Genomic DNA, 12134 nt, shown 5'->3' on the forward strand with positions numbered 1-12134 from the left:
TGGAATTCATTTCTGTCGTTCGATTCAGTAGCGTTCGAATCGGCCGAAAAACGCTGCTACCGGCTGTAGTGAGCGTCCTTTACCACTTCGATCAATTCGTCCAGCGACGCGGCCTGCGCGATCGCATCTTGATGATCATCGTAAGTGGATGTGCCCATTTGGCGAAGCAAGTCTGCCACCATTTCTTTGACGCCGCTGAGCGATTGTTGTTCCACTTGCACCAAAGTAGACTCCAAATTAACTGGACGAGGTCCCGTGACCAGAAGGCTAAGCGTCCCTTCTGTCATCGTGAGGTTTGTTTGCTGGATGATGCGATAATCGGAGTCAATCACGATTGGATCATTCTTTCTGTTCATGAATCGATTGCTCGGCATTTGATGTAGATCTTGGGGAGCACTGATGCGATCCCACAAACTGCCGTCCATGATTCGCAGACAGGGGAAGCGGAGATTCTCGGCAGTCAAGGTTGGAGGTGTTTGGCCACGCCACCAAAGCCAACCTGCCAAGATCAACATCATGACGACAAAATCAACCAGCAGCAGTATCAAAATCTTGAATCGCATTATTCATTAAATCGCGGGACTGAACTGAGGGCTATTTTCAAAGCCCTTCGGTGGCTTGCAGCTCGATCAAGTATGTGCGAGCGGATTCGTAATCTGGCCTGATCTTCAATGCGGCAGCGTACTCGTGCTGGGCACTGAAACTGTCACCGGCGTACTGCAAGGCAATACCATAGTAGAATCGCGTCGCGGCATCATGGGGCATTGTTCGTGCAGCATCTGACAAGATGACTTTTGCCGCAACGTAGTCTTGCAATTCTATCAACACAATGCCTTTGGTTCTTTTCAGCAAACTTTCATTGGGGAAAAGTTTTTCCGCTTGTTTGACGAGTTGCAACGCGGGCTGCCGCTGACCACTGCGAGCCAAATTCCGAGCAACTTGTTCAACTTCGTCGACGCTCATTTGACTGATCTCCGCCGCCGAAAGCTCTCCAACTGCGGCGTCGTTAGCTATCGCCGTAGAGTACGTTGGTCGCCGCAATGTTGGGGCGTTTCCTTGTTCGGCGGATTGCTTGGCTGTTAGCGAACCAACTTGCTTCTGGAGTTGAAGATCACTTGGGGAAAGTTCCGCAGCAATCTGCGTGTGTACCAATGCTTGATCTGAATTTCCGACGCGCACAAGTGCCTCGGCAAGATTCAGGCGAGCCCCCACGCTATCAGGTCTCAATGCCACGGCTGCCGTCAGATACCGTAAGCCTTCATCGGGGCAGGGTGGATCGTGAGCAACGGCCAGGGCGGTTCCTAAATAGTGGTTGACCCAGTAGTCGGCTGGATGGCGTTGTTGAGCGATTCGCAGGTAATTGATGGCATCGTTGGTTCGTTCCAGCAGAAATAACGATCCGGCTAGCTGAATGATGCTGTAGGGTGGTTGTCCATAGAGTTCTGCTGACGCAGCAAGTTGTCGCAAGGCCACGACGTCGGATTGAAGGACCGCTTGACGCAAGGCCATGCGCCAGGAATCCGAATCGAGTTTTGAAAGCACCTCATACGCCCAGATTGCTTGAGCTCCTTCGCATACAAGTTCGCATTCCATTGGCTGGCCAGCACCGCGAACATAAGTGACCTTGAACGCTTGGCCCGGCTGTCTTGTCAACAAGCGATATGTTTGTGACAACATTTGGTCGGCCGTAAATGACTCCAGCAGACTGATATCGTCAATTTTGAGCAAGCGGTCGCCAATCTGGAATGCGCCCGTTCGGGACGCCGGTCCTTCCGCTACAACTTCTGCGATGGTGACTCTGCCGCCTTGATGATGCAAGTAAAGTCCGGCACCAATAGGGATCTCATTGATCAGAAAATCTAGCGAGTCGATCAAGGAGCGATGAATGGACTTCGGACATTTTGCAAGTCGATCGGCGGCTATTGCCGTTGGCATTTCGAAGGGCTGTATGCCGAAATCACGAAACGCTTGCAAGACGCGTTCGACGCCCGCCTGTCGACCAAAAGCGTCATTACGATCTGCTTTCGCTTCCTTGGGCAACGCCGCGTTAGTCCGAACTCGTTGACGTGCTTCCTCCAATTGCTTGGCAAGCTCGATCGCTCTCTGATCGACCTGAATCGCCAGTTGCAGTTGTTGGAATTGAGTTTGAAGTCCTGGCAATTGTGAACGATTGATTAGCAGCGATTCAGCCTTTGCCAAAGCAGTTTGAGCAGCGACGAATTCGTCGGTTGACGTTGGCCCGCCTTGGCTAGCGCGCAGTCGAGCAGCGTCTGCTTCCTGGATCAAATAGCGCGCTTCCGAGGAGACACGAGCCAGCTCCATTCGTTTTTCATTTTCATAACGCCACCAGTTGAGCGCAGAGTATGCTCCGCTAAATATCAACGTTAGCGAAACGGCAGCCATGGCCAGCACAACCGTGCGACGGCGTCGATACAGTTTCTTGAGTCGATAACTTACGCTAGGTGCTGCCGCCGAAACAGGTTCGCTACGCAGATACCGCTGCAGATCGTCTGCGAAGTCATCCGGAGTTGCATAGCGTCGGGTCTTGTCGGATTCGATTGCTCGCAAGGTGATCCAATCGAGATCGCCTTGAATGGAGCTTAACCACTGGGTTGCTTTGCCAAAACCCATTTGAGCAACGACCGCACTGCGAGCTTCACTGTCCAATCGGTTGAAGCGAACCGAAGGCGTGACGGGCTGGAAATTCTGTATGTGCGCGATCACTTGTGCTAAGCTTGGACTAGCGGTTGCGGGCGTTGTCAAAGGAGTGGAGCCCGTGAGCAGCTTAAACAAGATTGCTCCCATGGCAAACACATCCGTCCGACCGTCGACTCCAAGACCACTAGCTTGCTCAGGACTCATGTAGGCGGGAGTGCCTATCATTTCACCGACTCGTGTGGCATGGCTGCTGTCATCTTGATACTTTTCGTCCATGAATTTCGCGATGCCAAAGTCGATTACCTTGACAATCAGACGGCTATCGCGATGGTCTTCAAGTTTTGCAACCAGAACATTCCCTGGCTTTAAATCGCGATGGATGACACCCGCGCTATGAGCTCTGCTGACCGCGCGAGCGATGCGAGTTACCAGTTCGATGCGAGCTTTCAAATCCAGCTTGTTGACCTCGCAATAGCGATCAATGGGCAGGCCTTTGCAATACTCCATCGCGAAGTAAGGATTTCCATCTGCAGTCGAACTCGCTTCGTAAACTCTAGCGATATCGGGATGATCCATTAAAGCGATCGCTTGGCGTTCGGCATGAAATCGAGCTAATGTTGCTTCGTCAGCGAGCCCTCGCTTAATCATCTTTAACGCGACAGGCCTAGTCACGGGATGCTGCTGAGTAGCTTTGTAGACCGTACCCATGCCGCCGCTGGCAATGGTACTTTCGATCAAGAAGTGCCCAATCACTGTGCCGATCAGTTTGTCATCAGCGGCGGCAGACGGCACTGCGGCAAATGGTTGATCGGGCAAGGACAACTCAGCGATAGATTGGGCCTCATTTCGCGAGCCAAATCGAATGGTATCGGTGTTGTCGTTTGCCTCCGTGCCAGCGGGCAATTCGGTACTATTGGGTACTGGCAGCACAACGACCGGATGCACAAAGCCGATGCTAGTCGAATCGATATTAGCTGCAGACACGATTACGTCCACCGCGTTTGGCAGCATAGAGTTTCTCGTCGGCCGCCTTTACCAGTTCATCGGCCTTCTCGGGGAACTTGAGAGAGGCGAAGTCGGAAACACCAACGCTGATGGTGATCGGTAACGGGCCTACCGAGGTTGGGAACACTTCAGACTCGACTGCCTTTCGGCAACGTTCTGCAACTTCGACCGTTTCTGCCAAGCTAACGCCGGTTAACAACACTGCAAACTCTTCGCCACCATAGCGAGCGAAGACATCATGGTCAGCGACTACACCGCTAATGCGACGTCCCATTTCTTTCAGGACTTCGTCACCGGCCAAATGGCCATGCGTATCATTGACCGACTTGAAGTGATCGATGTCAAACAGAATCAATGCGAGAGGACTGCCGCGATGGCAAGACTTCTGAAACTCGCGACCGATGATGTCCAGAAAGTATCGTTTGTTCAATGTTCCCGTTAGGCCATCTCGAGTCATCATCGAATAGACCGCCTCATGATAATGAAGCTCGATGTGATTGCTCGACAAGAATTTGTAAATATAGCTGCCGAACTGCACGCGATCGCCCGGTTGCAATCGCGAACTTATCACCCTGGACTCGTTGACGCAGGTGCCGTTGGTGCTGCCCAAATCGGTCACTTGATAACCGTTAGATGTTTGCTCAATAATGGCATGTCGGCGGGAGACAGAGCTATCTGGAATGCACATTCCCGCATTCGACTCGCGTCCAACCACCACCGACGACTCGGTGAGTTCAATCAACTGATGGTTCAAATCTAATGGATGGATCTGCAGCAAAAGTCCAGTCTGCAATTCGGCTGTTGGAGCAGATTTGGTTGCTTGCGGAACAGTGGCTTCCCAAGCGGATGGAATTTCAGTCGTACTCATAATGACTTTTTGGTGCCGTTGAAGTGGCGATGGTCCAGTGAGGAATAAGTTAACTTTCTTTCTAATCTAGGTCAGGCAGAAGAATGGCTTGTGCTAGAGCCTAAACATCGTTTACTGCCAATAGGCCAGCGGTCTCGATCTGCTGATCGCGAGGGTTATAGCGAGGCAAGCGACACTGTTTACTTTCCAATACGAGCTTGCACCAGACGTAGTTGCTGCTGGTACGTTGCATCGGCCGGTTCATATTTGATCGCCAATTGCAGTTCTGCGACGGCGGACTGGTAGTCCCCTTGAGCGATGTAGGCTTGGGATTTTTCAAAGTAGGCGCGGGCAAGGTGTTCTTTGTGGCGAGTCGCTCGGTTCAGGTGTACTAGAGCATCGTCGTACTTCTTTAGCTGCAAGTAAGTCATGCCGATTCCCATGTGAGCTTCACCGTATCCTGGATTAATCTCAAGGGCTTTATTGAAGGCTTCGATCGCTTGCGTGTATTGGCGATTGTTGTACAGATCAAAGCCGCGTCCTTGCCACAAATCAGCAGATTTGGGGTTTGCCTTCAAGCCTTCAACGATGGCGTGGCCTGAGTGTCCGTACCCTTTTTGTTTTTGAATAACCATCGCGCGTGCGGAGGCAATATCAAAGTAGGTCGGCATGATTTTTTCCGCCGCGGCGATATCCGCTAGAGCCGCTTGATAGTTACCAGCGCCCGCATGGCTGAGCGCTCGACGACAGAAATAGCCGGGAATCTGATCGTTGCATTCAATTGCTAATGTGTATTGAGCCACAGCTTCGTGGTGCAAGGATTTTTTCTCTAAAGCGTATCCCTTTAGGAAGTACAAGGCTGGCATATTCTTGGTCACGGCCAGCGCGCGGTCGAGATGCGAGATTCCTTCGTCCAGCAAACCTTTCGCGAAGCAATAGGCGGCGAGCATGGCACGAGCCTCGGGATGAGCAGGATCGATCTCAATCCCAATCTTGGCTTCGCGTCCCATGCCCTCCAAATCATGGAGATGATGGCAGGCAAATCCACGAATGACGTGCGCCATGATAAAGTTGGGATCGCATTGCACAGCCATCGTCGCGTCGGCGAATGCCTTTTCATACTTTTGCCCTATGCGATGAGCGTTTGCGCGAGCAATGTACGGCAAAGGATCGTTGGGAGCGGCTGCAACGGCCGCTTCGGCAATCGTCAATGCTTCAGGGACTCGCGAAAGATCGCGAAACTGCTCTGCGCGGTAAGTGATCAATCGCGACTTCTGAGCTAGTGCTAATCCATCGTTTGGATGGCTTTCGAGAATCTGATCCACAATCTGTTCCGCTTGGTCGTAGCGATCTTCGCGGATCAACTCTTGAATACGGTCCATATCGGCTGCATCTAACGACTGCTTCGAAGCGGTAGAACTTTCGTCGGCATGTGAGTCAATTGCGGTTGTCTGAAGCAAAAATGCAACGGACAGAACACACCAGAAACGAATCATTGCAGTTGGTAACAAGGACATGATGAAATGGTTCAACGAATAAGTAGTGCGATGTGGATTAGGATTCAGGTTAGGTAAGTTCTTGGATTACTGAGCAAGTCGTTGTTGTGTTGGCTTTGCAACTGGCTTAGGACTTGAACGGCTCTCTGGTCGTGGCGACGTTGGCGACCTTCGCTGTGAAACAAAGCTGCGTATTTCAGCCAAATCCGTTCGACTAGGGTTGATCTTCTCTGCACGAGCGACGTCTTCTCTAGCCGCTGGAATGTCTCCCACGCGAGCGAGACTGACTGCTCTACGCAACAGGATCTCGTCATCTTGATCATCCAAACGTATGGCAGCGGTGTATGCGAGAATCGCCTTGTCGTATTGGCCAATCTGGTCCAGACCGTAAGCCTTTACAAAGTGCAGCATCGGAATGTCAGGGTATAAAGCGATTCCGCGTTCAAGCATTGCAAATCCCTTGTCCATATCATTGGTTGAGAATAGCAAACCTGCTGTAATCGAAAGTACCAGCGGATGGTTGTCGTCGAGTTCTAAGATGATGTTCAAATCGCGGTGCATCAGCTCTTCATCCTCGATTGACTTGTAGATTACCGCTCGATAGACATAAGCGACCGCATCGTCGTCATGCAACTCAATCGCTCGGTTGCAGTCGGCCAATGCACTTGGATAATTTCCGCCGACACGATGAGCATTACATCGCGCGAGATAGGCTCGCGATTCATGCGGAGCTAGTTTCACGGCTTTATCCGCAAGCTGAAGAGCATCTGCGAGCAGCGCGGAGTCTTCTTTCGATTCGGCTTGCTCGCTCATGCAACGCGATCGCTCGGCCAACGCTAATGCATGGTTCGGGTTTTCTGCCAAGACATTATCAATGATCTTGTTCGCCTGCGTTTTATCGCTGCGGATCCAAAGTTCGCCAGCCCGCTTCACCATGCGATCGGCCTTGGATTGAGACAACAACCTTCCCAGCCCTTGCGCTCGATTGCGCAGGACCGGTTGCTGTGTTGCGGCGTACGTCTTCATAACGAAAGTTTCGACATCCTTTTTGACGAAGCGTTCTAAGTCCAGCAACGTAACTTGGCCGTCGGCTCCCGCTGCGGCACCGCTCAATCCCCGAGCGACGGCGTGGAAGAACACGCCATGAACGACATCGTTTTGGTGGCGTTCGTAAGCCAATTGGCCCGGTGAACAACTGAAGAATACGGCAGTTCCAGCCGGCGGTTCCGGGACGCTTGTCGGATTCTTGGGAAGCTCGCTGAGCGTCGCAGAACTGGATGATGGATCGTCGACCGCAGCAAATTTCGCTGGCACTTGATCGCGGCAGGCATCAATCAGCACGAGTTTGAATTCGGCTTCACATGCCTTCATCGAAGCATAGATTTCTTGCAGCGCAATCAGACTGGATGCATCGCTTAACTGAGCATCTGCGGGACAAAAGTAGTACTGGCCATCAATTGTTTGTAGACCATGGCCGGCCAGCGCGATCACGACAGTATCTTGCGGATTCTTGACATGGCTAAGCAACTCCAATTGCTTGCGGATGTTTTCTGCTGTCGGCAACAAACGCGGATCGCGCGTCCCCGTCCGATGGGTCATCAGTGAAATTTGATCTTTATGAAAGCCACCTTCTTGCAACACACGATTCAACTCCATCACGTCCGGTTCAGCACCTGGCAGTTCGCTTAGAATGTTGCCTTCATAAACTCCGACACCAATCAGCAATGCATGCCGCAGAGCATCGGATGGCTTTTCTGCGGCCGCTGCCAAAGAGAGCAATACCAAGCACCCCGCACTTAACAAGGCAACTGAAATTCTTTTGCATCTGAGTAGTATCGACTGAAACATGGAAGACCCGTATTTATTGACTAGCGGTGTTGTACAGTCACGGTTGTTTGATCGAGTGATTCTGCGTCCAGCGTGGGGCGTTCATAGCGCACGGTGATGACTTCTCGCACGGCGCCAACATTGCGTTGCGATCGAGATTTCGTATCGACAATTTGTTCCCCGAAGCCCGTCGCTCGAGAGCGACCTTCGCGACGAGGTCGCTGACGTTCATGTTCCCAACAGGCGGCAAACGAAGCGCTAATCAGCCCCGTGTCGGGAGACGGATGCAGTTTTATTCGAGCCGCCGCGCTCTCGGGAAAATCAACCACCTTGAATTGCAGAGTGGTGTCATGATTATTGTCCCAGCCATAGACAATCGTCGATCCAGGCTGGTTGTCTTTCGCGGCAGGAACAATCCAGTGGTTCGGGCGAGGCGACTGTTGACTGAATTCGAAAACATTGACACCATCAATGGTCAAACGCACAGCCGCGTCATGCTCTGAATGGTTGATCAAGCGAATTGCATAGATTTCATTTTTGGTGATCTGCACAAATGGCCGGGTATTCGTATTGGGAACGAAGGAACGTGGCTGATACTTGCCTTGTTGAAGAATCAGAATCTCTAAACCGTACGATGATGCGGGAGACGCGGAAATCTCAGACCCTTGGATATAAGTCTCGGGGTTTTGGATGGCACGCTGAAATGCCACGGATTGAATGGCTGGTTCATTGCTGCCTTGAGTCATCACATTCAAGCCTAACAAGCGTGGGACGGTCTCCGCACCGAAAACGAACCTTGGAAACTCTCCCAAGGTGGTTCCGTCCTGAGCGTCGATCAATCGCGAGACAAGCTTGACTCCGTACAACCCTGACTCAGGGTCGTTGTAAGGCAGATAGTTTCCGGCGAGTTCGAAGCGATAGTTGTTGGCATCGACTTGAATGTCTTGCTGCTGCAGAATTGCAGACAGTTTCAGTTGGATCTCAGGGCCCGCGCTACCTTTGACGCTGGTTGCTGCGGTAAAACCGCCGACAGCTATTGCTCCGCCACCGCGTTTATCGACTAATGGCAATACATGCTCCGTCACCATCGCGTGCAACTCTTTATCCAGCGCGCCGTCGCCATGTAATTTTGGTGAATGGATTGCCAACACCCAGCCAGCAACAAAGATGCTTAGGTAACGGAGCGATGAAAATGTAGTTCGCGAGATCATGCTGCTGTGAAAATGCGCTAAGGTTGAGAAGCGGATGAATTGCGTGCTTTGATGTGGCTGGTTGTGCCTGGAAGATAAGGCGTGCCAAGCTTGAGTTCTACCGCGACATCTTGAAACAAAGAGGTTCCGTCAATGGCCTCCCAGCGAGTGCGTTGGATGCTGCCTGGGACAGATTGAAACAGTATGCCCAGCCCCAATCTTTTCAATTCGCGGTCATGTTCAATTTGGGAAGCGATCATATCAATCGATTCAAGACCTAACTCGATTGCTACCTCGCGAGCGGTAAGATTGGCAAGATACCTTTCGGCCACATATGAGATCGGTTCAGTGACTCCTTTAAAATCCGACGGAGCATCGAGGAATGGGGGACTTTCCGCAGCAACCACGGCTCGCATGGCAGTGGCGTACTGCTGGCGATCTTGCTCCACCAGTCGCTGGAATTGATCGCGAGTTACATAAAGTTTTTGGATTTGCTCTAGGGCATCACCGGCGAACGAACCTATATCTCGAATCTCGTCACGCACGCTTGATGTAACACCCGCATAATGACAATGCATACAAGACAATCCGTTGGTCATCGCTGGCGTGCCCGCGATTGCGGTGGGATCGTAAACAATATCTGCACGGGCTGCGCCGTCGATCCTTTGGCCACTTTCGTCCAGCAGAAGAAACCCTTGCAGCCCATTGGGCAAACTAAAGATCACTTGGCTACCATCATGTTCGAAGGCATTTCGGTTGAAGCGATTGCCTTCGAACTTTGGACCTAAAGGAAATCGGATCAAATCACCTCGCCCACGGCGCGGCGCAAAATCATAAGTGATCCAATACGCGCCAAACTTTGATTCATGCCGTTCCACCAAACGATTCTGCTGCGAAACGTTGCTGCTACCAAAACCCGCGCGAACGGAATTTCCCGATTCGATATCCGATAGACGGTCAACCCCTAAGCGTAGTTCCAGTTCATCAACGGTTGCGGGCAAGTCTAGCAAGTCATGATAGAGCGGCGGTCGCGAGGCGTTGAAGGCAAACCAATCCGCCCGAACCATCGGCAGTTCCGTGTTGGCCAATTGCTGGACATCCAACGACACTTGCTTAAGTTGTTCATCGCGAACATAGTCATACTTCAGACCATAGGGATACTGACGTAGGATCGACAACCACTGGCGAGCGGAGGACCATTGCAGCAGACGCAAGTCAATCGCCAGAATCGTTCCATCGGAATCTGGGACGATATCAGGAGTGATGATGGTCGGTTGCCACGACAGGCTATTAATCAGTTTCGTAGTCGCCCTACGGATAGTACTGAGATCGTATGCGGTGAATCGGTCGTTGTTATGCCAATTGGCCAGCGAAATGAATCGCAAGCTTCCACGCGATTCCGGATCTGCGGCCAAAAGGTAGTCGCGTATCGCTTGTAAGTCCTCGATGGGGCGGCGAAAACGCCGGACCGACTCGGAACTTGAAACTGCGTTGCTGGACGAATCTGAAAGCTTGATCAGTTTGGAGCTAGCACTAGGCAAAGGAGCGTCGGTCCACGCTTGACCGTAAGATTGTTCCGGCGCAAAAACGAACATCCATAACATTAAGTTCAGATGAATGAGTTTCGTGTTGAGCAGGATTTTCGTCGTCATAGCATCGCAAGTTCGATTGGCTGAAACCAAAAAACGGTAGGACCGAACTAAACCATGCATTGAGAAAATATAGGTTTGCCGCAAGAAAATGCGACCATTAAGGCTGCTTGACTGGCACAATTGGTACAACCGAACCGGAGGCGAAAAGAATTCGCCTCCGTTTTGAATCTGTACATTGGACTCGAAAGTTTCCTTAGGTTCGTTACCATACTCGCCATGAAAACTGCGACTGCAACTGCGACCCTTGTTTTGCTACATTTTACTGGCGACGATCGTCCCGGCATTACCGCTTCTCTGTCGGAATTGCTGGCAACTTTCGGCTGTTTGATCATCGATGTCAACCAAGCGGTCATCCACCAATCGTTGCTATTGGGATTGTTGATACGCATCCCAGAAGGGTTGGATCCTGATCAGGTTATCGCCCAGACGCAGCAGCGTGGCGGCGAGCTAGGGCTGAAGTGCAAACATAAGTTCGTATCCGATCAAGATTACGATGACTGGGTAGGCCGCCAAGGCAAATCGCGTTTCATTCTCACGATGTTAGCCCGCGCGATCACGGCCCAACAGTTCCATGCGGTGAGTCAGATGTTGGCCTCGCAAGGATTAAATATAGACGTGATCACCCGATTGTCTGGGCGTCCTCCCCGCGAGGGTTCCAGCAAACTGACACGAGCATGTGTGGAGTTCTCGTTGCGGGGGGAACCGCGAGACACCAACCAACTGAAGGCCAGTCTGTTAGAACTTTCCAGCCGCCTGAACCTCGACTTAGCTTGGCAAAGAGACGATGCGTATCGTCGCATCCGACGCGTGGTCGCGCTGGACATGGACTCGACCTTGCTCCAAGCCGAAGTCATTGATGAACTGGCTAAGGAAGCTGGCGTAGGCGACGAGGTCATCGCGATCACCGAAGCTGCGATGCGGGGGGAACTAGATTTTGATGAATCGTTGCAACGGCGAGTCAAGTTGCTGACTGGATTGTCGGAAGCTGTGCTACCGAAAATTGCGGCTCGACTCGAATTGACTGAAGGAGCAGAGTTGTTGCTGACAACCTTGCGCAGGTTTGGCTATCGCACCGCGATCATATCTGGCGGCTTTACCTATTTTGGAAATTACTTGCAACAGAAACTGGCCATCGATCATGTCTACGCCAATGAGCTTGAGATTATTGATGGCAAGTTGACAGGACGCGTGCTGGGGCCAATTGTGAACGCTCAACGTAAAGCAGCGTTGCTTGAGCAATTGGCTGCTGATGAAGGTGTGGATCGTAAGCAACTGATCGCTATTGGCGACGGAGCTAATGACCTTCCGATGCTTTCACGAGCTGGTTTGGGAATCGCGTTCCATGCCAAACCACTTGTGCGTCAATCCGCCGAACATCGAGTATCCACTATGGGTCTGGACGCCGTGCTTTATTTGCTGGGCGTCCGTGACCGCGATCTCATTCAAGTGTAGGTGGCGC

Annotated in this window: 8 protein-coding genes; 1 reads left to right on the plus strand and 7 read right to left on the minus strand. The window is 51.8% G+C overall.

The features are described from left to right. Positions 1–56: 56 nt before the first annotated feature. The 7 genes from SH302x_RS25405 to SH302x_RS25435 all read right to left on the minus strand — a co-directional run bounded on the left by SH302x_RS25405 (position 57) and on the right by SH302x_RS25435 (position 10675). The gene (locus tag SH302x_RS25405; protein ID WP_479365786.1) at positions 57–563 is read right to left on the minus strand and encodes a hypothetical protein; all 507 of its coding nucleotides are present in this window, start codon (positions 561–563) and stop codon (positions 57–59) included. A gap of 37 nt (positions 564–600) precedes the next feature. Then, complete coding sequence (locus SH302x_RS25410; protein WP_479365787.1) at positions 601–3669, minus strand: protein kinase domain-containing protein; 3069 nt, start codon at positions 3667–3669, stop codon at positions 601–603. Continuing rightward, positions 3629–4531: a diguanylate cyclase gene (locus SH302x_RS25415; RefSeq protein WP_479365789.1), complete on the minus strand. Its 903-nt coding sequence runs from the start codon at positions 4529–4531 to the stop codon at positions 3629–3631. The genes SH302x_RS25410 and SH302x_RS25415 overlap by 41 nt, the downstream gene beginning before the upstream one ends. A 179-nt stretch (positions 4532–4710) precedes the next feature. Continuing rightward, positions 4711–6027, minus strand: a complete 1317-nt coding sequence (locus SH302x_RS25420) for a tetratricopeptide repeat protein (RefSeq protein WP_479365791.1) — start codon at positions 6025–6027, stop codon at positions 4711–4713. A gap of 66 nt (positions 6028–6093) precedes the next feature. Continuing rightward, a complete protein-coding gene (locus tag SH302x_RS25425; RefSeq protein WP_479365793.1) occupies positions 6094–7785 on the minus strand; it encodes a caspase family protein in 1692 nt (563 codons plus the stop codon). 89 nt (positions 7786–7874) lie between these two features. After that, positions 7875–9044, minus strand: a complete 1170-nt coding sequence (locus SH302x_RS25430) for a hypothetical protein (protein WP_479365794.1) — start codon at positions 9042–9044, stop codon at positions 7875–7877. A gap of 17 nt (positions 9045–9061) precedes the next feature. Next, entirely contained in the window at positions 9062–10675 is a 1614-nt protein-coding gene (locus SH302x_RS25435; protein ID WP_479365796.1) for a hypothetical protein, read from the minus strand. Between the two features lie 216 nt (positions 10676–10891). Between SH302x_RS25435 and serB the strand changes: the two genes are divergently transcribed. After that, on the plus strand, positions 10892–12127 hold the full coding sequence (gene serB, locus SH302x_RS25440; RefSeq protein WP_479365798.1) for a phosphoserine phosphatase SerB: 1236 nt from the start codon (positions 10892–10894) through the stop codon (positions 12125–12127). Positions 12128–12134 lie beyond the last annotated feature (7 nt).

Source organism: Njordella calcicola (assembly GCF_056494125.1).